General features: G+C 49.1%; 24 protein-coding genes. 15 read left to right on the top strand and 9 right to left on the bottom strand.

Features of this window, described 5'->3' with window-relative positions:
• Positions 1–6 precede the first annotated feature (6 nt).
• Positions 7–1,338 carry an ABC transporter substrate-binding protein gene (locus H6F76_RS17610; protein ID WP_242036718.1) on the top strand — a complete coding sequence of 444 codons (1,332 nt, stop codon included), beginning with the start codon at positions 7–9 and terminating at the stop codon, positions 1,336–1,338.
• A gap of 89 nt (positions 1,339–1,427) precedes the next feature.
• Here the strand turns inward: H6F76_RS17610 and H6F76_RS17615 are convergent, their stop codons facing one another.
• Both H6F76_RS17615 and H6F76_RS30020 read right to left on the bottom strand, forming a co-directional pair.
• Complete coding sequence (locus tag H6F76_RS17615; protein WP_190510250.1) at positions 1,428–1,721, bottom strand: hypothetical protein; 294 nt, start codon at positions 1,719–1,721, stop codon at positions 1,428–1,430.
• A 263-nt stretch (positions 1,722–1,984) separates the two neighbouring features.
• On the bottom strand, positions 1,985–2,137 hold the full coding sequence (locus H6F76_RS30020) for a hypothetical protein (RefSeq protein WP_190447371.1): 153 nt from the start codon (positions 2,135–2,137) through the stop codon (positions 1,985–1,987).
• Positions 2,138–2,397: 260 nt separating this feature from the next.
• Here H6F76_RS30020 and H6F76_RS17620 point away from each other — a divergent pair, with 260 nt between their 5' ends.
• Positions 2,398–3,333 carry an S-layer homology domain-containing protein gene (locus H6F76_RS17620; protein ID WP_190510252.1) on the top strand — a complete coding sequence of 312 codons (936 nt, stop codon included), beginning with the start codon at positions 2,398–2,400 and terminating at the stop codon, positions 3,331–3,333.
• 251 nt (positions 3,334–3,584) lie between these two features.
• On the top strand, positions 3,585–4,790 hold the full coding sequence (locus H6F76_RS17625) for a PEP-CTERM sorting domain-containing protein (protein WP_199322175.1): 1,206 nt from the start codon (positions 3,585–3,587) through the stop codon (positions 4,788–4,790).
• A gap of 69 nt (positions 4,791–4,859) precedes the next feature.
• On the opposite strand, the gene H6F76_RS17630 is transcribed toward H6F76_RS17625, so the two are convergent.
• The 5 genes from H6F76_RS17630 to H6F76_RS17650 form a co-directional block, all read right to left on the bottom strand.
• Positions 4,860–6,206: a ribulose bisphosphate carboxylase small subunit gene (locus tag H6F76_RS17630; protein ID WP_190510254.1), complete on the bottom strand. Its 1,347-nt coding sequence runs from the start codon at positions 6,204–6,206 to the stop codon at positions 4,860–4,862.
• Between the two features lie 33 nt (positions 6,207–6,239).
• Positions 6,240–6,857 carry a GDSL-type esterase/lipase family protein gene (locus H6F76_RS17635; RefSeq protein WP_190510257.1) on the bottom strand — a complete coding sequence of 206 codons (618 nt, stop codon included), beginning with the start codon at positions 6,855–6,857 and terminating at the stop codon, positions 6,240–6,242.
• A gap of 80 nt (positions 6,858–6,937) precedes the next feature.
• A complete protein-coding gene (locus H6F76_RS17640; RefSeq protein WP_190447360.1) occupies positions 6,938–7,261 on the bottom strand; it encodes a ribulose bisphosphate carboxylase small subunit in 324 nt (107 codons plus the stop codon).
• 88 nt (positions 7,262–7,349) lie between these two features.
• Positions 7,350–7,745: a chaperonin family protein RbcX gene (locus tag H6F76_RS17645; RefSeq protein ID WP_190447356.1), complete on the bottom strand. Its 396-nt coding sequence runs from the start codon at positions 7,743–7,745 to the stop codon at positions 7,350–7,352.
• Positions 7,746–7,823: 78 nt separating this feature from the next.
• Complete coding sequence (locus tag H6F76_RS17650; RefSeq protein ID WP_190510259.1) at positions 7,824–9,254, bottom strand: form I ribulose bisphosphate carboxylase large subunit; 1,431 nt, start codon at positions 9,252–9,254, stop codon at positions 7,824–7,826.
• Positions 9,255–10,044: 790 nt separating this feature from the next.
• Between H6F76_RS17650 and H6F76_RS17655 the strand changes: the two genes are divergently transcribed.
• Positions 10,045–11,265: a glutathione S-transferase family protein gene (locus H6F76_RS17655; protein WP_190510261.1), complete on the top strand. Its 1,221-nt coding sequence runs from the start codon at positions 10,045–10,047 to the stop codon at positions 11,263–11,265.
• Between the two features lie 224 nt (positions 11,266–11,489).
• Here the strand turns inward: H6F76_RS17655 and H6F76_RS17660 are convergent, their stop codons facing one another.
• On the bottom strand, positions 11,490–12,167 hold the full coding sequence (locus H6F76_RS17660) for a DUF6629 family protein (RefSeq protein ID WP_206754393.1): 678 nt from the start codon (positions 12,165–12,167) through the stop codon (positions 11,490–11,492).
• A gap of 388 nt (positions 12,168–12,555) precedes the next feature.
• Between H6F76_RS17660 and H6F76_RS17665 the strand changes: the two genes are divergently transcribed.
• The 5 genes from H6F76_RS17665 (at position 12,556) to H6F76_RS17685 (ending at position 17,025) form a co-directional block, all read left to right on the top strand.
• Positions 12,556–13,881: an acetamidase/formamidase family protein gene (locus H6F76_RS17665; RefSeq protein ID WP_190510265.1), complete on the top strand. Its 1,326-nt coding sequence runs from the start codon at positions 12,556–12,558 to the stop codon at positions 13,879–13,881.
• A complete protein-coding gene (locus tag H6F76_RS17670; RefSeq protein ID WP_190510267.1) occupies positions 13,878–14,804 on the top strand; it encodes a metal ABC transporter substrate-binding protein in 927 nt (308 codons plus the stop codon). The genes H6F76_RS17665 and H6F76_RS17670 overlap by 4 nt, the downstream gene beginning before the upstream one ends.
• Positions 14,804–16,111, top strand: coding sequence for a metal ABC transporter permease (locus H6F76_RS17675; RefSeq protein ID WP_190510269.1), 1,308 nt, complete (start codon positions 14,804–14,806; stop codon positions 16,109–16,111). Before H6F76_RS17670 ends, H6F76_RS17675 begins: the two co-directional genes overlap by 1 nt.
• Before the next feature lie 227 nt (positions 16,112–16,338).
• Positions 16,339–16,635, top strand: coding sequence for a hypothetical protein (locus tag H6F76_RS17680; protein WP_190510271.1), 297 nt, complete (start codon positions 16,339–16,341; stop codon positions 16,633–16,635).
• Between the two features lie 105 nt (positions 16,636–16,740).
• Positions 16,741–17,025 carry a hypothetical protein gene (locus H6F76_RS17685; protein ID WP_190510273.1) on the top strand — a complete coding sequence of 95 codons (285 nt, stop codon included), beginning with the start codon at positions 16,741–16,743 and terminating at the stop codon, positions 17,023–17,025.
• 402 nt (positions 17,026–17,427) lie between these two features.
• Here the strand turns inward: H6F76_RS17685 and H6F76_RS17690 are convergent, their stop codons facing one another.
• Entirely contained in the window at positions 17,428–18,132 is a 705-nt protein-coding gene (locus tag H6F76_RS17690) for a Crp/Fnr family transcriptional regulator (protein WP_190510275.1), read from the bottom strand.
• Positions 18,133–19,300: 1,168 nt separating this feature from the next.
• On the opposite strand from H6F76_RS17690, the gene H6F76_RS17695 reads away from it, so the two are divergent.
• From H6F76_RS17695 to H6F76_RS17720, 6 genes are all read left to right on the top strand, one after another.
• Positions 19,301–19,444 carry a hypothetical protein gene (locus tag H6F76_RS17695; protein ID WP_190510277.1) on the top strand — a complete coding sequence of 48 codons (144 nt, stop codon included), beginning with the start codon at positions 19,301–19,303 and terminating at the stop codon, positions 19,442–19,444.
• Positions 19,445–19,626: 182 nt separating this feature from the next.
• Entirely contained in the window at positions 19,627–19,734 is a 108-nt protein-coding gene (locus tag H6F76_RS17700) for a hypothetical protein (protein WP_190510279.1), read from the top strand.
• Between the two features lie 462 nt (positions 19,735–20,196).
• Positions 20,197–22,224, top strand: a complete 2,028-nt coding sequence (locus H6F76_RS17705) for a GAF domain-containing protein (protein WP_190510281.1) — start codon at positions 20,197–20,199, stop codon at positions 22,222–22,224.
• A gap of 50 nt (positions 22,225–22,274) precedes the next feature.
• A complete protein-coding gene (locus H6F76_RS17710) occupies positions 22,275–22,655 on the top strand; it encodes a response regulator (protein ID WP_242036719.1) in 381 nt (126 codons plus the stop codon).
• Positions 22,656–22,699: 44 nt separating this feature from the next.
• The gene (locus H6F76_RS17715; RefSeq protein WP_190510285.1) at positions 22,700–24,139 is read left to right on the top strand and encodes a protein-glutamate O-methyltransferase CheR; all 1,440 of its coding nucleotides are present in this window, start codon (positions 22,700–22,702) and stop codon (positions 24,137–24,139) included.
• Positions 24,140–24,650: 511 nt separating this feature from the next.
• The gene (locus H6F76_RS17720) at positions 24,651–25,661 is read left to right on the top strand and encodes a chemotaxis protein CheW (RefSeq protein ID WP_190510287.1); all 1,011 of its coding nucleotides are present in this window, start codon (positions 24,651–24,653) and stop codon (positions 25,659–25,661) included.
• The last annotated feature ends 206 nt before the right edge of the window (positions 25,662–25,867 follow it).

Consider the following 25,867-nt stretch of genomic DNA (forward strand, 5'->3'; position numbering starts at 1 on the left):
ATGCTAATGAGGGTGCGCCAATACCTGGGCTGCTGCCTGCTCTGTCTTTGCCTGCTGGTGCTACCTGGATGTCAGCTTGCAGTAGCGACACCGCCTGCTGTCACGCAGTTAACGCTGTGGCAGGGGGTCAACCCACCGCCAAATCGCGCTGTGCTGCAACGTCTGGTAGACCAGTTCAATCAGGAACATCCCACAATTCATGTAGAGTCGCAGTATGTCGGACAGAGCGATCAGCAGTTGCCCAAGATTCTGGCAGCGATCGTTGGTAAGTCAGTACCCGATTTGCTGTGGTACTCTCCCCTTCTGACAGGGCGCTTAGTCGAACTCGACGCGCTGTACCCGTTAGAGGACTGGCTCAACGCTTCACCGTTACGATCGCAGCTTGATCCCGCGCTGTTCGACAGTATGGTGCTAGAAAACCATCTCTGGTCGATTCCCTTTGGTACAAACAATGTGGGCATCTTTTACCGTCCCAGCCTTTTTCAGGCAGCAGGCATCACCGCACTGCCAAAAACCTGGACAGAGCTGCGTCAGGTTGCCCACCAACTCACCCGCGATACTGATGGTGATGGACGCACTGACCAACATGGACTGCTGCTGCCATTGGGTAAAGGCGAGTGGACAGTATTCATGTGGCTACCGTTTTTGTGGAGCGGGGGTGGAGAGTTGACGGCTGGGGATCAGGGGGCGAACGAGGGGACGCTTCACGCGATCGATTCATCTCATACAACAGTTCAGCTAACGAGTCCTGGGGCGATCGCAGCGTTACAATACTGGCGCGACTTGCTTGATGATGGGTCTGCCATACTGTCAGCACCAGAGCGAGGCTATGAGCTAGACGGCTTTTTGGCAGGTAAGGTCGCCATGCAACTATCGGGTCCATGGACGCTAGGTCAGTTGCTTGCAACAGGTGTAGATTTTGGAGTGCTGCCGATTCCAATGCAGGTAACGCAGGCAACAGCGATCGGAGGCGAAAATCTCTTTTTGCTTAAAACGACACCAGAGCATGAGCAAGCAGCACGAGTTTTTGCAGAATATGTCTTGAGTGAATCGTTTCAGACACAGTGGGCGATCGGTACGGGCTACTTGCCGACAAATCTACGATCGCGACACAGCAATATTTATGAGGCATATAAGGCACAACAGCCTGCCGTTGATGTGTTTTTGTCGCAAACAGCGTATGGGCGCTCACGCCCGATTGTCCCTGGCTACAACCGTCTTTCTGAAGCACTGGGACGGGCGATCGAAGCCACCCTCTTAGGGCGCAGCACTCCGTTGCAAGCACTTACTGCGGCTCAAAAACGGCTAGATCTATTCCAATCCAATCGTTATCAGTAACGGTCAGGTGCCTGTAACTTCGCTATTCCCGTATGTAGCAGGCAAATGACAACGATATGAATGATTGCTATTGCCCTGGTACTGACGCTCTAGCCTAGATCTTTCGCGATTGCTTTTTCTCTCAACGGGCTTTGTAATAACCGTCGAGACAGCCAGTGCAATTGCAGCAAGAGCAAGCTTCCCGCTGCTAGTAGCAAAATACCCACGATTGGTAGGTACGACTTTGTGTGCCACCAAACCCGCTTTAACACTGAAACAGTTGTCAGCAGGAGACTCGAAAGACCACGAGCGTTAAGCTGTTTCGCACGCTGGAGCCTTAACTCAAGCGGTACGACGCTCTCTCTACCTGCGATCGCCATACTATCTACTCCTACAAACGCCATAACAGGTTTACTCGCTCTCAAAGTACGTTTTTTAGAATACTACGGCAAGCCAATAGACTTACAGTATATTTGGCGCCAGTATGGCATAGCTGAGGAAGGAAGACAAGGAGCAAGAAAAAATTATGTTCAGGTCTTGTGTCACCCTAAGTGGTTTCTAAAAGCAAAGCCTCCTACATTTGGGCTGTAAGAGGCTTTGCAAAAACCACAGGCACAGGCTTGATCGCAGTAGTGTTACTGCTACAGAGCATGGATGACAAAAAGATCTAATGAGATGGCGATGGTGTGATCGGTTCTAATGTTTTTTGGGGAAAGCTTGGCTCATCAAATTGTTTAACAGTCACTTCTCCGTTAGGGGAAACAAAGCAAATCGCCTTTGTCCCCAGTGTTTGGGCTTCACGTTGCGGCGATAGCAGCATTGGCTTTTGCCTCTCAGCGTAGTAGTTATCGACTTCTCTAGTTTCCTGTATCCCGCACAGCGCCTACAACCGTGGGGGTACGGTTATAGCAGTGAAGCTCACATCAAGCGTTACGAGTTTGTAGAACGCGAGTTGCGTTTATCCTGATTGTTTTTGGGTCTTTTAACTGACATTGCTGTCTTTTTTAAGATTAACTGCGCTACTTTGATGACTCTGCTTTAGGATTAGCTGAGTATCTGTTGCTTAAGAGCGTCTTTAAAATGACACCTTCTCCTGATCCAGGTTCTGATCGCAAGCGCCTTGGTGCCGATGAGTTGATTGCCGTCTTCGTTGCGCTTACTAGCATCGGAGGCATTTTCTTTTGGTCAATCAGCCAAAAAGATGGCGGTATGAACGTGCCTTTCTTCCAGGAGCCGACGGCATCCAGTCCACCAGTCGCTACGCCATCTGCACCAGCTACTACAGACGCGACACCACCGATTAATGGATCAGTTGACCAACCTGTTACAGTTGCGCCTTCGCCGATCGATCCAGCAGCAAGCCGCACTACACCAGCACCGCAATCAACACCCTTCGTTGCGGTTGTGCCTCAAGCACCTGCAACACCGTCACCAGCGCCATCTGCTGCTTCGACCACGCCTGTTGCCCAACTGAAGCAATTTACAGATGTACCAGCAAACTTTTGGGCAAGTGCGCCGATCGCCGCTTTGAGTGCCAGAGGCATTTTAGATGGGTTTCCAGATGGCACCTTTCGACCCAACAAACCGATCACTCGAGCAGAATTTGCTGAGATCGTTCGACGGGCTTTTAACAAACCAGCCAGTCGTGAAGCCTTGAAGTTCAATGATTTAAAGCCAGACTATTGGGCGATCCCGGCAATCAATCAGGCAACGCAGACCCAGTTTATGAGTGGCTTTCCCAACGGTAGCTTTCAGCCCAATCGCCAGATTCCCAGGTTGCAAGTGCTACTGGCGCTAGCAACAGGCTTGAATTTACAACCCAAGCAACCAGCGGCACAGGTGCTGAATCAGTATCAAGATGCAGCAGAAATCCCAGCCTATGCGGCTGACAAAACTGCGGCGGCGATCGAGGCAGGACTAGTGCTAGATGAGGACAACACCAAGCGCTTAAGCCCTGATAAGCTGGCTACCAGAGCCGAGGTGGCAACATTAGTTCATAAGGCGTTGGGACAGTAGAACGCGACAAGCCCGGCTTGTAAGGTGAGGCATTGGGATATTAAGTAGTGGGTCTTTCCCACCTGGGTAAAGACTGTTATATGCGTTTGACGAACGACTGCTAACGACTGGCTTCTAGTAATCCATTGCTAGTGGCAGAACGCGGCTGCAAACTTGTTTGGCATCGGTAATGCTTATGCCGCTTTACGGTAACTTTACTTCAGCAAGTCCTTGCATGAAAATACCGCTACTTTGTCATAGCTAATACAGTTTTGAATCCTAAGCCTCCCGAAGATGGGCGTAGCATTAGCACTCAGACGCAATACTTCATGAAAAATCGCCTGCAAGCTCCTGTTCTGCTCAGTATTATTACGCTTTTAGGTTTAATTACCTCTAAAGCCGACGCTGCCCTGTTGATTGGCAATACCGAGGACAACAATATTGTTGTTTTTGATGAAAGCACAGGCACGTTTCAAGGTAACTTTACAACACCTGGACTAGGTGGCTTACAAGCACCGGATGCGCTGACGATCGGACCCGATAGCAACCTTTATGTCAGCAGCGGCGGCAACAGTGGACTCAATTTGTTTGACCCTGCTTACCCTCAAGACTCAGCCGTTCTGCGTTACAGCCTTACAGGCGAATTTCTGGGTGTAGCCGCTTCTGGCGGTGGTTTGACTCGCCCGTATGGTAACGCCTTTGCACCTGACGGTAGCCTTTTTGTTAGCAGTTTCCGCACTAATCAAATCTTGCGGTACGACGTAACAACAGGTGCTTTTCTAGGCGTTTTTGCCTCTGACAATAATAGCGGGCTGGGTTCAGTCAACGGCTTGAACGGTCCAAACGGGCTTTTATTTGGACCCGATGGTAGCCTTTATGTCACGACACAGGGTTCAGCGAATAATATCAGTGGCGGTTTAACGTTTCCCTTTGCCAGTCAAGTTTTGCGCTACACCCCAGAGCAAGTGGCAGGTTTAGCCCCTAGTGAAGCTCCCAATGTTCTCATTGATCAGCCAACAACCCTACCAGAAAGTGAATTCATTAGCCTTCTGGGTCTGGCACTTGCACCGACGGATGACAGTCTCTATGTCAGTGATTTTGCGGGTGGTATTCGTCAGTATGATTTGGCAGGCAATTTGCTGAGTGTGCTCTCGACCAACTACACGGGCACGGCTCCCAGCAGCAATTTTATTGGTAGCCTGACGTTTGGCTCAGGTGCTAACAGCGATGATCTTTATGCAGTCGGCTTTGATCGGACGAATGCTAACCTCGGCTCTGTACTGGCTTATGCTGGGGCACAAGGTAGTGCAGGAACGTTTTCAGGCGATGTATTTACAAGCAGTCGATTAATTCGTCCGATCGGTGTCGTCGCTGTAGAGGGCGTACCGGAACCCTCAACGGTAGCTGGATTACTATTGAGTTTAGGTGGATTAGGGCTAGCTCGCTTGCGTCAGCGACGATCGCAGATCAAGCTGTAGTCTATATCAAGCCAGAAGCCAGGAGATTTGCATTTTGACCTCTGGCTTCTTGACAAACCCTTCAAACATCTATGCAGTAGCGACTTTACCTTTTGGTCGTTGAATGATGGTTTCGGCTACTCTGCGTCGATCTTCTGGGTTGATGCCTACAAGACGCACGTAATCTGTTGGACGTTCGCCCAGACAAGCCTCTAAAGCCGCGATCGCCTCAGACGCTTGACCCTGGAAAGAACCATAAGAATTCCAGGAGTTTGTACGGAAGCGACGTTCATTCACATACTCAATGCCCAGACGAAGCCCCTGTTTCAAAATTTGGTTTACCTGCGTGACCACGTCTGGAGTGAGCTTGGTGCTAGAGGGCTGACCACCATAACTGGAGGATGAGGGCTGATGATTGTTCTGTCCGTTGCCACTGCCAGCAGCATTGCTAGCGGCATTACCAGAGTCGTACTTGTGATAATACTGAGCATTAGCGGCAGGTGCTTCTTCCTTCGCAGGTGCTTGTTCAGCGGTGTTGCCCAGCTTGCGGTTGAAATACAACGCTTTATTATATTGCTCTGCCAAGCCCATTTCCTGCACACGTCGCTGCTCTCCAACGATTTGATTGCCCACTTCTAAAAGGTGCGGCAGGCTAAAATCTGGTTTACGAAAGATGGGTGCTGACTGTTCACTATTGACTACTCGTAGAGAGATGCGCTCGATTCCAACTTCGTCAATCAAGGCTTTGACCTGCTCGTCGTAGAGGCGCGATCGTATCGCTCCATAAAAGTCGATCGATTGGTTGGGAAAGGTATCCACCAGTGTCTCAACGGCTCCACGCTGCACGCCGTCTGCCTCAAAGATGCCACTAATGATGCCAATGCGATCGGCGCGATCGGGTTCCCAGAAAAACTTGTCCATCCGCCCATCGCGGATCAACGGCGCGTAAAGGGTGGAAAAATCATTCCCCGTCACAATAATTGGCACACGGCGATTGGGTTCTAGTTCATAGCTACCTGGAAGCTGCACATTTGTAGGATTATCGGCAATGTTCATCAGTGTACCGTTTACATTCTGAGTGTTAACGGTGTATTGAGTATATTGGTCTACTCGGCCTGCACCGGCATCGATGTCATTAATTAGCAACACTGCCATCTTGCCACGCACCTTTACCAGTTCAGCCGCTTCTCGGTAGCGCAGGCGCACCAACCGTCCGGGATCACCTGCATCTGGACTTTCTAGCTCTCCAGCAGACATATAAACAACATTGATACCCATCCGCTCGAACGCTAGTTCGCACTGAAAAGACTTGCCCTCGCCCTTACGTCCGTGAATGCCCAGAATCAGCGGCACTTTGACGCTAGGAATGTCGAGATAATTCTTGGTAATGTGAATCGAAAGCTTGTCGAGAAAGCGAGGCGAAATGTAATAACTCATAGGTCTTGGCTGTTAGCGGAGAGTAGGGAGGAGTTAGAGAGAATTGAAAGCGTTCCAAGCAGACCACTTTTGCACAAAACGGGCAAGTTCGGCATAGCCAGCAGCATCAGGATGAGCACCATCGCCCGCCTCTATTTCTTGCATCCATGTAGCTGATTGGCTCAGAGACGTGAAGATATGCAGATAAGGTACGTTAAGCGTTTCACACAAATGAGCAAAGTGTACTGACAACTCGTTAATGCGAAAATTTTGCGCCTTGTCAGCGATCGCCGCAGGACCCACCATCAAAATTGGATAGGTTTGTTGAGCCACACTCAAAATCTGTCGAGCATTTGCCAACGATTGCACCAAAGTGACACGCGTACTGCCATTTTCCAACGTAGTATCGTTAACTCCAAAGGAAAAGACTACACGGTGATGGCAACCTGGAGGGAGCCGACGATCACAGTCTTGCTGCCAGCGAGCCAAAAGCTCAGTGGTGGTTTCGCGCCGAATACCCAGGTTGTAATAGGTGATGCGATCGCCGCGTTGGGAAAGAGCTTGGCACAGCCTACCCGTCCAACCGAGATGCGTGCGATCGCCTGTGCCATTGACAAATGACTCACCGACAAAGCAGATTCGGACATCTGGGTTAGGTTCTTCAATGATCATTACAACATTAAAAGCGGGATAAAGCAGGCATTGCCCACCCTACCCCGCTTCGAGTCACATGAGTGATCAACAAGCCGCCGTTAGCGTGGCTTCTGAACGATAAAGCTCATCACCTGGCATTGCTTGATGTTGTCAAATGCCACCACACGAATGTAGCTATTGGGGTACTCGGACTTGCATTGCTGTACTTCATTCAGCACTTCTTGGGGAGAGCGTGCGCCAAACATGGGCAGCTTCCACAATGTCCAGTAGTGGGCTTCAGCGCTAGGGTCATTCGTAAACTCAACGCCAGGGAAAAAGCCCTGATCCAGCGTGTACTGGATTTGGCGAGAGATTTGAGCGTTGTCCATCAACGGCAGGTAGGAAAACGTCTCATAGCGACGCTCAAACGGTAGGGTCTTCATAGGTTTCTTGATTGGGTAATAGTTGCTAGTTGTCAATGGCTAGTGATTAGCTTGAGACGATGCGTCTACTGCTAACAGCTAACCAGGTTCATCCCGTTTCTTCAGAATTTGGCTCTTGCTCTGGATGGGCGCTAGGAACCGATAGATCCAGTTGCGTCATCCGCTCTAGTTGCTGCCGACGCTGAGCCATGTTTGCTTGCTGTGTGCTTGTGCGAAGCATTTCAGGCAAGACATCGGCAATCTCTTCTGCCAGATGCTCCCTGACAGTAAGGATGCGAAACGCAAGATCTTGACGCTCTTGAAACAGAGCCTTTAGATATGCCTCACCATCCTGAATCTTTTCTCTTGAGGAGAAGTTTTGCAACCAGAAAGCACAAGGCGGATCAGTTTCACTAAGTTGAGCAATCACTGTTCGCACAGCCTGATACGTCAAGTAGCTAATGAGCGTCTTGGCAGTATCTTTAGCAATTTGCTTTAGATCCATAGCAAACAAGATGAGTTGGGAAGGATGAAGTTAAGACTATCAATTCGTCTTTTATCCTTCATCCTTCATCCGTGACGATTAAATGGTATCCATTGCGTCAAACTCAAACTTGATTTCCTTCCACAGTTCGCAAGCAGCAGCCAGTTCAGGCGACCACTTCGCAGCGGCGCGGATGATGTCGCCACCTTCACGCATCAAGTCGCGACCTTCATTCCGAGCCTGAACGCAGGCTTCTAGAGCCACACGGTTAGCGGTTGCACCTGGAGCATTACCCCAAGGATGACCCAGTGTACCGCCACCAAATTGCAGTACGGAGTCATCACCAAAGATTTCTACCAACGCAGGCATGTGCCATACGTGGATACCACCAGAAGCGACTGCCATCACGCCAGGCAAAGATGCCCAGTCTTGAGTGAAGTAGATACCGCGAGAGCGGTCTTTCTCGATGTAGTTTTCACGCAGTAGATCGATGAAACCGAGGGTAATCGCTTTATCACCTTCGAGCTTACCAACGACTGTACCAGTGTGAATATGGTCGCCACCAGACATCCGTAGCGCTTTAGCTAGCACGCGGAAGTGGATACCGTGGTTCTTTTGACGATCCATCACAGCGTGCATAGCACGGTGAATGTGGAGCAAGATGCCATTGTCGCGGCACCAGTGAGCCAGGGTGGTGTTAGCTGTGAAGCCTGCGGTCAGGTAGTCATGCATGATGATGGGCATGTTGAGTTCTTTAGCGTACTCAGCCCGCTTCAGCATTTCTTCGCAGGTAGGAGCGGTCACATTCAGATAGTGACCTTTGACTTCACCTGTTTCAGCCTGAGCTTTGTAGATGGCTTCTGCTACGAAGGAGAAGCGATCGCGCCACCGTTGGAATGGAGCAGAGTTGATGTTTTCATCATCTTTGGTGAAGTCCAAACCACCGCGCAAGCACTCATACACTGCACGACCGTAGTTTTTAGCAGACAAACCAAGCTTTGGCTTGATGGTACAGCCCAGTAGAGGACGACCATACTTGTTCAACTTGTCGCGCTCCACCTGAATACCGTGGGGAGGACCCTGGAAGGTTTTCAGATAGGCAACGGGAATCCGCAAGTCTTCTAAACGAAGAGCTTTCAGCGCTTTGAAACCAAAGACGTTACCAACGATCGAGGTAAACAGGTTGGTAACAGACCCTTCTTCAAACAAGTCCAAGGGGTAGGCAATAAAAGCGATGAACTGGTTGTCTTCACCAGCAACGGGTTCGATGTCGTAGCAGCGACCTTTGTAGCGATCGAGGTCTGTGAGTAGGTCAGTCCAAACAGTCGTCCAGGTACCAGTAGATGATTCTGCTGCTACTGCGGCGGCAGCTTCCTCAAAGGGAACACCGGGCTGAGGCGTCACACGAAATGCTGCCAGAATATCTGTATCTTTCGGTGTGTAGTCTGGGGTGTAGTAGGTTAACTTGTACTCTTTTACCCCAGCATCATACCCAGACTTCGCCTGGGTTCTTGTTTGCGCGTAAGACATTAAAATCTCCCTTCCTGTGTAACTCTACAAAATTTCTTCGATCGCCGTAACGAGAAGCAAGACAAGGGCTTGCCTGCATCCGCCCGAAACTCAGCAAACACCTTATAGCAATAGGGAATTCGTTGAAATCGTAATCTTTGTGCTCCGGCGACCTGGGTGCAATGAACGAATTGCTCACCCGTTCCGTCAGATTGCTCTCATAGTATCAGCTAATGGGGAGCCAACAATAAGCCGAGCTTCAAACATTCTGTATCGTTTGATAACAACAGATTATGAATTGAATCTGAGGGTAACGTTGTGTTGAAAAGTAGCCAAAGGTGGCAATTTTGGTATTCGTCTTTGCTGCCTATACAATCGCGAAACCGAGGCGAAAGCGGCTCCACAGACTTTTCAAGCAAGCAATCTAATCCTTACTACAAGCGCCTTGGCAAGTGCCGAGCAGTGACTTAAAGGGTTGGAACACTGCCTCAAGCTGTCAGCCCGTCTGTTACATTTCGCAACAGTTGCTTCACATTTCTAAGTAACTGTTGATTCATGCAAAGGTGCAAAAGTCAGGTTATCAAGAGCAACGTTCTATGTGCCAGCTTGAAGCGCGATCGGAGGCTTTCTACTTCTCCTTATAATGGAGCTAATTTCTCGTTTCAGATGTAACCGCTTGAAGTGAAGGCGAACAAAGGGCATAGATGGCAGTGACAAAAGCCCTTAAACGCTTTGCTGAAGCTAGCTTAAGGTTGCCTTTGAGCCGTACAGAAAACCAAGCTTTTTTGCAGAAAGGTAACACAAACTCAAAATGACATCCGTTTCCCCATCGATCGCCCCCCTCAGTTGGTCTGAGCTAGAAGCCCTGACGACTTTTCAAATCGATCCTGTCAATGGCGCTACTAACGCTCAAGCGCGTTTACGTCTCTTTGGTCAAACTGAAGCCGACGTGCGGGTCACGCTCTACCGTGACAACCATGCCTGGTGCCCCTACTGCCAAAAAGTTTGGCTATGGTTGGAAGAAAAGCAAATTCCTTACCGCATCGAAAAAGTAACGATGTTTTGTTATGGGGAAAAAGAAAGCTGGTACAAACGCAAAGTGCCATCAGGTATGCTGCCTGCTCTGGCGCTAGACGATCGCCTCATTACTGAAAGCGATGACATCCTGCTTGCATTGGAGCAAGCCTTTGGTCCATTGGGGCTGGGCATGAAGCATCCCACAGTGTTGCCTTTACGCTACCTAGAACGGCTGTTGTTTCGCTCCTGGTGCGCTTGGCTCTGCTATCCATCGAATTCGATACGGCAAGAACAGGGAAACCGCGAGCAATTCACAAGCGTTGTTGCCAAAGTTGAAGCGGCGCTGGCTGCTACGCCGGGTCCTTATTTCCTGGACGAGTTTGGCACAGTTGACGTTATCTTTACGCCTTACGTTGAACGGATGAATGCCAGTCTTTACTATTACAAAGGCTATTCTCTACGTGAGTCCAACCCAAAACTGTCAGACTGGTTTGCAGCGATGGAAAGCCGATCGACCTACCGGGGCACTCAGAGCGATTTCCATACTCATGTGCATGATTTGCCGCCCCAAATGGGAGGCTGCTGGGAAAACAGTGAACCACAAACGCAAATTAACAAGGCGAGAGTTGATAATGGTCCCTGGGATGGGCTGCCGGATGTGATGTATCCAGAGCCAGAAACCGCCCGTGCTGAAGCACTTCACCGGGTAATCAAGCACCGCGCCAATTTGATTCGCGTCAACCCTGCTGACGACAGGCTGATAGATGAAGCCTTGCGCTGTGCTCTGACCAACCTGATGACAAACCAGCTTTGTCCACCGCCAGCCGGGTCTGATAGCGCTTTACGCTACTTGCGCGATCGCATTAATGTGCCGCGCGATATGTCGATTTATGCCGCCAAACGGTTGAGGGCATCGTTGGAAGCAACGGCTGCATTGGCTGGCGATCGACAAGGTCCACCCATTCCGGTTAAGCATCGGCGAGACCAGAATCCTGCTGACTTTGCGACACGGTAACGTGCTGCAAAACAAGCCGCTTCTGCCTCCGGCTATGATCGCTTGCTCAGTTTTAAGCAGATAAAGCAGTGAGATATGTTCTTTGTCAGAAGCGGTCTTTTGGCTTCTGAACGGTAAGAAAACCAGAGTCGTGAAGCGCCACAGCGTTAGCGAAGCCGCTCCTGTAGAGCATCATGACCTTGCTTAAACTGAGACGGGATTGACGGCGCTGTTCCAAATTACGTTCACTTACCTGTCTCCGCTGCGCCTTGTGGCGCTGCTTGGCAAATGAAGATAAGGAGCAGCGACAGAAGCGCTGCAAAGAAACACCAAACCGAAACAAAGACCTGGTGCAGTAGCCAATGGGAGGCGATCGCCGACAGCAAGATAGTTGCCCCAAACCCCTTAAGAGCATGACTAGAAGCAAGCGCAAACGGGATAAGGATAATGAGCGCATAGACCATGCGCTCGGCTTCCTGAGAGAACCAGGGGTCAAACAGCAAGCGGGTGTCGTACTCAATGGCATGATGGACAACCTGCACCGTTAGCCAACTCGGTTGTAAGACCAGTGGCAGGTAAAGCAGCGCCCCATAGGCAAAACCGAGCACACCCAAACTCCAGCCCACTCGCCGCACCAGGGGATTTGCTTCGGCGATCGCCACCGCCCAAGGTGCCCAGAACAACCAGAACCAATAGGCAAAGGCTAAAAAGCCGCAAGCGCCCAAACGCACTTCAGCGGGAGAACGCGCTGCCAGACCCAGCCAAACCAGTCCTTCACAGGCTTGTTGCACCCCAAACGCGAGTGGAATTGCTGCGAGTGCTAGATACCCAGGGTTGTGCTGCAATGCTAACCGTAACGAGTAGGCACCAGCTGGGAGTAGTAGAGCGCTGGCAGCAAAGCTAACTGAGGCAGAGAAACACATCACTTGTACTCAGGTTCAAAACGCAACGCGGCTTGGCTTTCACCGCTTAAATAGTTAGGACTAAACCCTGACGGCTGGTGGCTGAGAAATTTTCTTGATCTGAGCGATCGGTAGCAAGAGGTTAGTCCCAATTCTCCTACAAATTTCTCGGCTGACTGAACAGCCGCTTAAGCCAGGATGACAGCCCGCAACGGCATCGGTCCTGTTTCTGTAGCTTTCACGACAAATCGAGAGCAGTCTCTCCCGTACAAAATAAAGCCTGACTGTTCTTTAAACAGTGTCTCTGGCGGTTGTGATTACCTTACGTCTGACCCTGCGTTCTCACCTTTCGCTGTTCATATCATCGAGGCTTGTGTTCATGAGGAGTGCTCTCAAGAAATTATTTAGGATGAAGTTACCGAAGTGGCTGGGACTTGGGTTCATAGTGGGCGCGATCGCCTTTGCAACCTCTGCGTTTGCTCAACAGGCACTCGAAATTAACCCGAAGCTGACCGCTCAAATGCGAGTCACAAATGCCAGCTTTCCGGGCACCGTCCATCTGCTGCCTGCAACGCTGGAAACAACGCAGTGGGGCTGGTTTAACAACGCTCAGCCGCCTGTACTGTCCATCAAATCTGGGGATACAGTGGTGGTGGAAACCATGATGCACTCCCACAATCAGGTGGTGCCAGGGAAGACGATCGAGGAACTCAAAAAGCTGCGTACCGACTTTCCTGGACGCGGACCGCACACGCTCACTGGTCCCATCTTTGTGGAAAGCGCAGAACCGGGTGACGTGCTGAAGATCCGCATTCTTCGGGTTACCCCCCGATCCTATGCTGCGAACTTCAATATTCCCGGCATGTTTGGTCTCTTCCCCGACCAGTTTCCCGATGGGCAGGTGAAATATCTTTACCTGGATCTGGAGCGCAAAGTGGCGCAGTTCAGCAAAGGCATTGAAATTCCTTTGGCTCCGTTTCCAGGGACGTTGGGGGTTGCCCGTGCAGAGCCTGGGCAGTATAGCTCGGTACCACCTGGTCCCTACGGCGGCAACCTGGATATTCGTGATCTCACCGCTGGCTCAACCCTGTATCTACCAGTATTTGTGAAGGGTGGACTCGTCTGGACGGGCGATTCTCACGCTGCTCAAGGGAATGGCGAAATCAATTTGACGGCGTTGGAAACGGCCTTTAAAGAACTGGTGCTGAATATTTCGGTAGTTAAAGGACAGAAGCTCGATTTTCCTAGAGGGGAGACGGCTAAAGATTGGATCACGATCGGCATCGACGAAGACCTAAACAAAGCTCTCGAAAATGCCAAAACCGAAACGGCGAAATTCTTGGCAGACCAGCGCAAAATCTCGATTGAGGACGCGACCAAACTCATGCCCCAGGTGTCTGACTGTCGCATTTCGCAGGTTGTGAATCGTGTGCGTGGCATTCACTGTTTGAACCCCAAAACGGTACAGGCGAAGAAGACGGTGCAGTATCCCACCACCAGCAACGCAGAGTACTATGTCGCAGCGGCAAGCGGCAAAGACCTGAACGCTGTGATGAAGAGTGCTTCGATGTCACTGATCGAGTTGCTGCAAGAGAAGGAAAAACTGACGCGTCTGGATGCCTACGGGCTAACCAGTATGCGAATGGACTGCCGCCTGAGCAAGCTGACTGCTGACGAAAAAGGGCTTTCCTGCCTGCTGCCGAAGAGCCTCTGGGTTGGGAAGCGAACCGCATGATGGGTCTCTGGCGTTTGGTGCTGGCAGTGCTGCTGTGGTGGGGCTGCTGGCAAAGCCCTGTCGCGGCTGTATCGCTTAAAGTTGTCACGACGACCTCAGATCTTGCCAGTCTGGTAACGGTTGTTGGGGGCGATCGCGTCAGCGTCAGCAGCATTGCCTTACCAGCCCAAGATCCGCACACGTTTGAACCCCGACTAACTGATGTGCAACAACTGCGATCGGCGCAACTGGTCGTCAAAGTTGGACTGGATCACGATTTGTGGCTCGATCGCCTGACCCAGGAAAGCGGCAATCCTGCCTTACAGCGAGGTGGGGCTGGGTATGTGGATGTCTCGACAGTTATTCCTCTCCTCGAAGTTCGTTCTGTCAGCCTTGCGCCTTCCGATGGACACAATCACGGTGCGGGAAATCCCCACTATTGGCTTGACCCCTTGAATGCTGATGCGATGACTGGGATTATTGCGGCGGCACTGGCACAAATTGATCCAGAGAGCAGCAAGACCTACGAAGCGAATCGCCTGATCTTTTTAGCCACCCTGGAACAAAAGGTCGCCGAGTGGCAGCGCCAGCTAGCACCCTATCAGGGAGTTCCGTTAATCGCCTATCACAACAGTTACCCCTACCTGGCACGTCGCTTTCGGCTCAAAATCATTGATTTCATCGAACCACGACCGGGAATTCCGCCCAGCCCGTCCCATCTCACAAAATTGCTGCGAGAGATGAAGGATGAACACGTCCCAGTGGTAATTCAGGAACTGTATGAGTCCGATCGCGTGCCTCGCCTTTTAAGCAACCGCACGGGCGCAGCGGTAGTGACGCTTGTTTCTTCCGTGGGTGCTATTCCTGAAGTGCCCAATTATCTCTCCCTGTTTGATTACAACGTTCATGTGCTGGCAACGGCGCTAGGGAGACCGAAAGTCTGATGTCTGATGCGCTACAACTGCTCACCATTCCCTTTCTCATTGCCCTGGTACTCACGGGCATTCACACCTATTTGGGCATTCACGTTCTCACGCGCAACATTATCTTTGTGGATCTGGCGCTGGCGCAGATTTCGGCTCTGGGCGCAACAGTCGCGTTCATGCTGGGCTATCTGCCCCAGTCGATCGCCGCCTATAGTTACTCCCTTGTTTTCACCATCATTGGAGCCGTCATTCTCTCCTTTAGCCGCCAGTGGACGGGGCGAGTCTCGCAGGAAACATTTATCGGCGTGGTGTACGTCGTGTCAGCAGCGGCAGCGTTTCTATTAGTAGACAAAGCCCCACAGGGCGCAGAACACATCAAGCAAATTCTGGTGGGTAGCCTTCTTACAACTACAGAAGCAGATTTGTTCAAAGTTGTGTTGCTTTACAGTGCGGTTGGCGTATTTCACTGGTTCGCTCGCAAGCAGTTCATCCAGCTTTCCTTTCAGCCAGAACAAGCGGCGCAAACGAATAGACGAATCTGGTTCTGGGATTTTTTGTTCTACGTCTCCTTTGGCGTGGTCGTCACGAGTTCCGTTGCCATTGCTGGTGTGCTGCTCGTGTTCTGCTTTTTAATTATTCCAGCCGCAATCGGCACACTCTACAGCACTTCAATTTTGGTTACGCTGCTCATTGGCTGGACGATGGGAACGCTGGCAAGCACGATCGGTCTGGGTGCCTCCTACGTTTGGGACTTGCCGACAGGGGCAACGATCGTCTGTGTGTTTGGTGCAGCGCTGGCTTTAGCCGCAGTATTGAAACCAGTCCTTCTCACCTCACCGGAGCAACGCCGCACGGTGCTTGCCAAAGCCCTTTCAGGCGTGCGAACGGGTGGTTTTATGGTTCTCCTAATATCCGGCTGTTGGCTAGCCATCAATCCTCACGCCGATCAGCCTTTGCTCAATTTGATGGAAACCTATCAGCCCGCTGTCCGCTCTGCATTTTTATCCGATGAGGAACAGCGCCTGTTAGACCAGGCAATTAACGGAGCAGACCGTTTGCGATCGGAAATCAACCATCTGGGCTCGATGGAACAAACGAGCCGCTGGCAAGGGGAAGAAATGACCGGAGATGACCTGCGCCGCGTCACAGGCTATACCCTCACGTTTCAAGAAATGGAAAAAGGAGAACAGTTCGTTCAGCAAACCATGCGCTACAAAGCCCGCGATCGTCAGCGTTGGGTGATTGGTATTCCCCTGGCTCTATTTTCCCTTGGCTGCTTACTGCTGCAAGCATCTGCAAGCGAAGCCTTTCTCCCGGACAATTGAGTTTTACGGCGTTGCTGGGTAGAAGTATGATTTTCGTGCCTGTGCTGGCAAGCCTAGCGTGATCGCTGGCATCTTCAAACCGCTCGTCTGTTTGGTAGCCAAGTCGCGGCAGCAACGCACGCGCTGTCCAAGCTGCAAAACCAGATTGCTCAAGGCGACGCATACGAGCGTGCAAAACGATCAGTCCAATGGGATGATGGTAGAGGAGACAAAGCGAGGGATTTAGTATGGCTTGGATGGTACAGGTGCTCGAAATCACGGATGAGCATGGTCATGGTACGGACAAATATCGGAAAGTGGCTAACTCCGATGGAGAAGGTGGGATGCATCCGCTTTGCGAGCATCAGCATGACTCTATCGACGAGGCTGATAAGTGCCCTGAGGCGTTAGCGAAAACGGAAGAAATTACGGGTATCCCAGACGGTGGTAACGCTGATCGTGCGGCACAGCTGGAGGCAGAAGCAGAACGAATGCTAGCTGAGGCAGCTCAACTGAAAGCGCAAGATGAAGCGTCAGAGACCTGAAACCGAGAGTAGTGCGATCGCTCCGTGACCTTTAAGAGCGGTCAAATGGACAGTTGACCTGTGCTAGGTTGATCAGCAAAGCAGCTTTGAACTTGAGGTAGGGTGATGCAGCTAAGCGAAGTGGGTGGACAGCTTACAGCGCATAAGACAGCCAGTGATGTAATTCACGAGTTGGATGATTTTAACGAGTTTCAGGTTTCGGCACGGGTCGCGTATGAGTTGCGGCAGTCTGCCAGTTTTTTGGCGGAAAACTACTGGTCCTTGGCGATCGGTAGACCGGATCAAACCGCTTCTCTGTTGGAGTGGGAAATTACCGTTATCGGTGATGCTACACCAGCGCCTATCAAAGGTGTGGTAGATATTGAGAGCGGGCTGCCAGTGCTGTTGTAGAGCTCATACTTGCAGTCTCTGCCGACCAACACCATCGAGTTGTTGCCACCGAAGGTGCTGTACTAGTGATCTTGGTCTAACCTTGGACTAATTTGAAGCAAAAGTGGGTAGTACAAAGGCGACTTTTTCCATTTTCAACGCCTGAAATTCTTATTCTGCGCTGCACTGCTCTCTGGGGGCAACGAACCAAACGTTTTCGGGGTGTTTCAGCAACTAACGTCGACGATAGCATCAGGGGTCTAGACCATAACTCTTGAGCGATCGATGCCAAATTAAGTCACTCAAAAGTAGTGGCATTGCTTTACGCGTAGCGCGACTCGACCCCTATGTTTTTTTCATTGCGCTAGTGCTCCCCATAACTATTGCGGCACACTAAGCGCTGACGGCTCCGTCAACTCCCGCTCATACTGCTGCAAAAGCATCGCGAACGACCTCATAACACTCACAGGCAAAGTCTTCCAAGCCAGCCCGATCCACAATGGTGATGCGCCCACGGTAGTAACGCACCCAGCCCGCTTGGCTGAGGACACCCGCCGCCACGGTTATACCCGCACGACGCACACCTAGCATGATACTGATCACCTCATGTGTGAGTGGAAACGTGTCTGCTCCCAAACCATCAGCGGTTAACAAGAGCCAACGTGCCAGACGCACTTCAGTTGTATGAAACCGATTACACACGCTGTTTTGCGCCGTTTGCGCGAGCATCGCTTGCGTATAGCGGAGCAGCAAGTCGTGCAGGGCTGCCCCACGGTTGAATTCGGTCAGCAGCAGTTCCGCAGGCAGCCGCCACGCTTTGCCAGCGATCTGCACCATCGCCTGATGGCTATAACTCGTACCACCGAGCAGCACCGGCAAACCAGCCATCCCTTCTTGCCCAATCAAGCCCACGTCCATCGTGGCACCATCCTTAAATTGGAACACCAAGGAAATGAGCGCTTCTTCAGGGAAGTAAACATAGTCGATGGGACAACTCACTTGGTAGAGGGGTTGCAAGGGTGCCAGCGTCACCAGTGTTAAAGCTGGTTGTAAGCGCTGATAAACGGTATTCGGCAAAGCTGCGAGCAGACGATTGCTTGATTGAGCAGTGGCTTGAAGTGCTGGCATCTATCATCCTTAAAGTGAGTCAAGTTGAGAAAAAACAACTGACGACAACAAGGGAGAGTGCTAACGCTCGACCTCAGTATCCAACGGTAATTTTTTAGTGCAGCGGTCGTCTGAACAACCAACCACCTTGCTTGACAGGCAGTGTATAGTAACATTCATAACCTTTATCGCTGCCAGTGTCGGTACGTCACTGCACAAAGGGGTTTAGTAACGAGGCGTGTAAAAATGAGCGCTTTGCTTGAAACCTTTGCAGTAGAGAGCTTCTCAGCTAAGCTATCGAGGAGTTTCTTGGCTCACATTCAAACCACTGCTGACACTTGCCAGCTCACGGGAACGTGCTGGGACAACAAGCTTTAACTGGCAAAGTTGACAAGCTATGAGTGTCCAGACTGACCACTCAGATGCCGATTCTGTCGTTGGGGCGATCGCATCTCAGGTTGCCTTTAGCAAGCTTTAATTGACCAAAAGTTCTATCTACAATCATTAACGCAGCACTGAGTTTCAATCCAATGCGATTAGAGCCTGAAATGCTTGCTGCTCTGAGCTGAGAAACTTTTCTGGAGTTAGGATAGTTGCACTCCAGTGAGTTGCTAACTGATACGCTAATAGGCGATCGAATGCTTGTAGGTCTAGTAAGCTACGTTAGTCAGTAGCGATCGCTTCACACCATCGCTTAAATTCAGGTGACAAATCTTCAACTAGTCCCATATTCACTGCTTCTCTTCAGCGTTACTTTGTTTTCTTAAGTCGCGGTAAGTAGCTTTAACAAAGGCTGCAAGTGCATTTGCTGTTGCGGGGTCAAGATTTTTGTCTACTAAATAGCGAGAGCTTCGAGGGTATCTAGGACAATCCCATATGTTCTTAGATGATTCATCTGACACTTCCATCTAGCAAGTATAAAGCACTAAATAACGAGCTAGGCTTTCCAAAGTGCTGACACGTTGGAAAGTAGTGCTGAATCAGGTCATAAATAAGTTTGGAATTAAACCAAGATCTAGGTAAAGGTTCTTTCGCCATAGCCTAATGCTCTTGAAAATCTACTGTTACCAGTAAGTAGAAATAATCAACCCAAACCGAATAATACATTTACACTAATTTTTGCTAACTAAATGAGCTTTCATTATTTTAGTGATCGGCAATTGCTAAGAGCAGATGCAACCCCAGTATCTTGAACGCAAACGGTAAAGCTGCTTTTGGCGCAGTTTACTTCCTGACTCGTCCCTCTCCACATCCGCATAATACTCAAGCGATCGCTCAAGAACTCAACCGTCGCGCTTTAGATGGAGCAGATAACCCAGACTTTATTGCTTAGAAGGAAGATGGAATTCAGCAATATCTGAGGCATTACGGCGCCGTGCTTCACAGTATTGGCGATCGACTGAAAATTGTTCCTATTACAGCACGCTTCGTAACGACAAGGAGCTATATTCCTTTTCACATCGTGATTTAGCTGCAACAATTCATCCACCACATAAGCAACCGCGAGGGAGTGAGTTGAGTGCCAAGCAGAAGAAGCAGAATTGGGCTTTGAGCCAATCGCGAGTGGTGTGTGAATATGCGTTTGCTAGAGTCAAGTGTTACAACGCCATCACTGAGGTTTAGCGTAACCGTGTTTAAGAGTTTGATGACCACTTGATGCTGACAGTCGCAGGGTTAGGGAACTTTTACTCGGTCGCTGCTTAGAAAAGGCTACTCGAAAGCTAGCAGTGCCTTATCAATGATGATTTCCCGACAACTCTATTGCTTCTCTTTTAATATTTGTACTGCTTCTCTTTTCTTAATAATCTTTTGTTGTTTGAAACTGCTTGTAGGAAAGGGCTTGGAGTGATCGCTAGCTTGAGCGATTACTGAGCGACACTGAGCTGATTTTAAACACAGTGATGAAAGTCAGTAGAACCTTGGTGGTGAAACCGATACTGTTGCGTTCAGATTAGATAGCTCCCTATAACTTAAGGCAGGGCAATGAATGTAGATGTATTGGAATCAGATTTATTCTCGCAGAGGATACCACGCACTAACACGACTTTAAAGTCGCAGCAAGACAGTTCGCTAAGCTCAGCAGAGATGGCAGAGCCACACGATGCTATTCAAACCTTGCAAGCAGATGCTGAATCTGCTCGGCTCAACGCGCTCTACGAGTACCATGTGCTGGATACGCTACCTACACCATCCCTGGATGAGTTGACTGCTCTAGCTGCCGAAATTTGCCAGACACCGATCGCGCTTATTAGCCTGATAGATGCTGAGCGGCAGTGGTTCAAGTCGAGAGTAGGAATAGCGGCTACTGAAACCCCTCGTAGTGTTGCATTCTGTGCCCATGCCATCCAGCAGACAGAGGTTTTCGTTGTTAAGGATGCCTTAGCCGATCAGCGGTTTGCCCATAACCCCTTAGTCACCCAGGACCCCAAAATTCGGTTTTATGCTGGTATGCCTCTGATGACAGCCGAAGGCTTTGGGTTAGGCACACTATGCGTGATTGACTATGAACCCCGCAACTTAAGTCCGAAGCAGCTTAGAGGCTTAGAAACCTTAAGCCGTCAGGTGATGGCTCAACTGGAGTTGGAGCGGCATACAACCAACCTCCAGAATACAAAGGTCGAGATTCAACAGCTCAAGCAGCAGTTTATTGAACAAGATTTTTTCAACCAGCAAGAGTTGATTCTACTGAATTTAGGAAATCAGCTCCGTAACTCTCTGGAACTCAATACTATTCTACAAACCGCCGTTAACGAAATTCGCAATTTACTAAAGGTCGATCGCTGTCATTTTTTGTGGTGTATGTCTGATGGTGATCAGCTTACTTCCACAATAACTCATGAAGCGAAAACACCGACGCTGCCAAGTCTGTTAGATGATTTTTCTAATCAATACGGATCATTTTTAACTACAACCATTTCTAATCAGGCGCTGCTGAAAATTGACAATGTTTACGCTAATACACAGCTAACAGCAGAGGCTCAAGCAGAACTGATTCGATTGGGCATTATCTCAGAGCTAGTGCTTCCCCTTAAAACAAATTCAGGACAGTTGGGAGCCATTGTTTGCAGCGACGGACATGGTTCTCGGACATGGACAGACCGTGAAGTGCAATTACTCCAAACGGTCACTGAGCAGCTAGCAGTCGCCCTTGACCAGGCAGAGCTTTTGTCTCGCTCACGAGCGACAGCTCTGGCGGCTCAAACTCAAGCCGAATATTTAGTCAAGGCACTGCAAAAGCTGCAACAGACTCAGGCGCAGTTAATCCAGCACGAGAAGATGTCTAGCTTGGGGCAGCTCGTTGCAGGAGTCGCTCACGAGATTAATAATCCTGTTAATTTTATTAGCGGCAACATTACATATGTTGCCAGCTACGTTCGCGATTTAATGGAACTTTTAAAACTTTATCAAGAATGCTATCCAACACCAGAGAGTAGAATTCAAGCGAAAGCAGATGCGATCGATTTGCAGTTTCTCACTGAAGACTTGCCGAAGTTGCTTGCTTCTATGGAAATGGGATCAGACCGCATTCGTCAAATTGTGCTGTCGTTACGAAACTTTTCTCGACTAGATGAAGCAGATGTAAAACCCGTTAACATCCACGAGGGTATTGGCAACACTCTACTGATTCTGCAAAGCCGAATCAAAGCAACGAGCAAAGGCCGCCCAATTCGGATAGACCGAGAATATGGTGAATTGCCCGTAGTGGAATGCTATGCAGGTCAGATCAATCAAGTCTTTATGAATATTTTGAGTAATGCGATCGACGCTGTAGACGATTGCTCGGACCCTATCATTACGATTCAAACCGATGTAATTCATTGTCCTGATTTCGACGCTTCAAATGAGGAGCAGGTTGCCTGTACACCTCAAGTTGCTATTCGTATCCGAGATAATGGTAGTGGCATCAGCGATGACGTTAAACAAAAACTGTTTGATCCCTTTTTTACAACCAAGCCTGTTGGCAAAGGAACAGGGCTGGGCTTATCCATTAGCTATCAGATTGTAGTTGAAAAACATGGTGGTAGTTTGAGTTGTTCATCCGTCTTGGAGCAAGGAACGGAGTTCTTACTACAGATTCCCATCCAATTACCGACAATGCCTTCCAGGATATGAACCAAGGATTTTAGAGCAAGGAAGTTAGATAGATGTGTATCAATGGGCAAATGCGCTCCAAGATTCTCTCAGTCGATGACAGCATCACGGTTCAACAGCTAATTAAACGAGCTTTAGCTGATGATTATCAAGTGCTGTTATGTTGCAGTGCGATCGATGCGTTGTCAATAATTTATCAGGAGAATATTTCCGTTCTACTACTCGATATTTCTATGCCAGAAATTGATGGGTTGGACTTTTGCCGCACCATTCGGAGTATTCCTAAATTTCAAGATCTACCGATTGTGATGGTAACGGGTCGTGATGGTGCCTTTGATAAAGTGCAAGGTCGATTAGCAGGCGCAACAGACTATCTGACCAAACCATTTGATGCTGATCAACTACGCCAAATCATCAGAAGGCTGATCACAGCTCATGCTTTGCTGCACTGACTTTAAAGAAGTGGTTGGAACGTACATTTTTCTGGTTGTAGCGTGTGATTATTCAGCAGTTTACAGAAATAATTGAAGGCTACACAGGGCTGCACGTTCGGAAGCAAGACCTTAGCCTTCTTTGGCAGAAAATTCAAGTACGAATGCGAGTGTTGAAATTGGCATCGCCTGAACAGTATTATCAGTATCTAGCTAGTCATTTAGATATAGGCAAGACGGACTTCCTAAAAGTCCACCATGAGTGGCAACAACTCATTCAATTGTTAACAACAGGAGAAAGCTATTTCTTTCGCGATCGCGGGCAGTTCCGATTGTTGCGGCAACAACTATTGCCTGAACTCATCCGTGAGCGATCACACTATGCAGCGGCACATGGCATCAAGCCTTCTCTCCGGCTTTGGAGTGCAGGTTGTTCTACCGGTGAAGAAGCTTATTCGCTAGCAATATTGGTACATCAATTAATTCCCGATCTGGCAAACTGGAACCTCTTAATTCTAGGAACAGACATTAATGCCGCCGCGATCGCAAAAGCTAAAGAAGGCTTTTACAGTTCCTGGTCTTTTCGCACTTTGGATGAAGAGACACAAGCAAAATATTTTCGTGCTCATCGAGATGGCTGGAAACTGGATGAGCAAATCTGCAAAATGGTGACCTTTGCCCCAGGTAATCTAGTAACCGATCATTTTTCAGATTTTCAGATCAACCTCAGCCATATTGATTTGATTATTTGCCGTAATGTTTTCATTTACTTCACCTCCGAAGTGATTGCAAATGTGTTAAAAAAGCTGGGTGGAGCGCTCAGTTCAGATGGCTATTTGATGACGGGTCATGCTGAACTACATGGTCAAACGGTGGAGTGCTTACAAACCAAAATTTTCCCTGAGTCATTCGTTTACCAGCGCTGTGACGATACTTTGGAAAGAAAGCAGCCTGTAGCTGTCGATCGCAGCAAGACAATAAAGACTCAATTAAACACGCAAGCTACAAATTTAGATTGGACGCCTTTTCAACTCGATTACGCGATCGCGTCCACTACAACAACGTCGCAGTCCAAGCAAGATACCCTATCTGAAGCAGAAAAATGCTTTTGCAAAGGGGATTATAGGGACACTATTCAAATTGCTCAACGAGCGATCGCTCAGAATCAACACTCATTTGAATTACATCATTTGACTGCTCAAGCTTATGCTAGTTTGGGAGAGAACGATCAGGTAAAGTATTACTGCGAAAAAGCGATCGTCATCAATCCCTTAGCCATTTCACCCTACTACTTGCTTGCTCATATTGCTCGTGAGCAGGGTCAGCTAGAGCAAGCAAAGAATATGTTGAAGCGAGTCATCTACTTAGACCCTACGGCTATTACTGCTTACTTAGAATTAAGCTCTCTCTACACGCAAGAAGGAGATGTAAGTAGAGCGAAAAAAATGCAGGCATCTGCTCTAGAGCTAATGCAGCAATCTGCTTTGGAAGTGCCAGCACGTTAAGCTCAAGCAGCCTTCTGATAAATAAGTAGCTGAGCATAATTATTGATAAGCTGCCTTTCGACTGCGCGTTCAACGTTTCGGCTAGCTCAACGTCAAAGTCTGAGTGCCCTCCGGCATGAGCGCTCAGGTCGAACGCGCAGTAGAAGTCTCAATGCTCTCAGTCCTATGTTTAGGTGGGTTAAGCGCGGTCGAAACTCGGTCTCTAAGCGATGATTAATTTAGCCATCCTACTTAGTAGATTAATTCAAACTCAATTAGTTTGAGACAGCTTTTTGCTGCTGATCTTCCCCCAAGTAACGATTTGTAAGCACTTATTTTAGCAATAGGTAAACGCCCTAGGTATGGGAATACTAGCGCTAGGAATAAACGCCAAAAGTGGTTTTTTGAAATTAGAGAAACATGGCTAACAGTTACTTAAGCAGGTTTTGAGCTTTAAGACTGAGCCTCTAACATTTCATTTAACTCAACTGCTGAACGCAACGTTCTGATATTGCATTTAATCGAAATTGGAATGGAAAACCAGTTCTATCTCTTATTTAGTTTGCACGGCTTACTGTATGGCGTAGAGACCTTGCGCGTGCGTGAGATTGTTCTCTTACCCGAATTTATGCCTATGGTCTCAGCGCCAACTGACATTGTAGGCATGATTGATCTGCGTGCAAGCATTGTTCCGATTATGGATCTGGATTTGCATTTTGGGCATCAACCTAGCGCATACCAGTTAAGCGATCGCATTATTTTTCTAGAACACCAAGACAAGTTGATGGGAATCATCGTCAATCAAGTGCATGACGTGAAGCTCATTGATTTTGCGTGTATTGATACAGAACTAGCCCATAAAGCAATCACCAATCAGCAGGCTTCTCCCACCGCTGGAATTGCCAGAATTGATGGCGATTTAGTGACGTTGCTTAACGTTGAGAGTCTGTTTCAATCAGTTGTGCTGCCAACGGTAGCTCAGGAAGCGACACCTTGCACTGGATCGCAAACGACATTTTTTTCACATACCTCGTTAGAAGAACAGGCGATCTTGCGCGATCGTGCCCACAATTTAAGGCAGCAGACCGAAACTGAAGCACTGACGGGACTCCTATCATTTGCAGTTCTAAAGATTGGAGATGAATATTTTGGCGTTGAAACAGCGGTTATGCGTGAGTTTGCAGACATCAGCAATGTCACCCCCATTCCCTGCTGTCCAGATTACATCCTTGGCAACATGAACTTACGTGGCGAAATCGTTACCCTACTATCGCTTCATCACAAGCTGAATGTGTCTCCATCAGGTAAGCGTAAGGCAGTTGTGATCAAGGTTGACGACATTACTGCTGGCATTACTGTTGATGATGTGTTGGATGTTACCTACGTTAACCCATCAAGCATCAAGTCAGTTCCCACTGCTGCTTATGCAAAGAGCCGAGATTATGCCAGAGGCACAGCGACTTTCGGTAACCAAACGATGACTCTCTTAGATTTACCCAGGCTCTTCACTCAAGGGGAGCTAGTTGTCAATGAACACGTATAGACCCAAGGACGCTACTGCTGTTTTCTCGCCTTAAACGTAAGGGCAAGCCGCTTCTAGGATATGCCATCCCTACGGTGATTTTTTAGGTATCTCTAAATTGGTTATGTCACTGCCAGTTTATTCAGCACGGCTTGTAACCCATTGATTCACAGCTTACGTCAATCACCGTCCAGATTGATCATTGCAAACGGTTCATTTCCTCGATC

It is taken from the genome of Leptolyngbya sp. FACHB-321 (genome assembly GCF_014695975.1).
Taxonomy (GTDB): Bacteria; Cyanobacteriota; Cyanobacteriia; order Leptolyngbyales; family Leptolyngbyaceae; genus Stenomitos.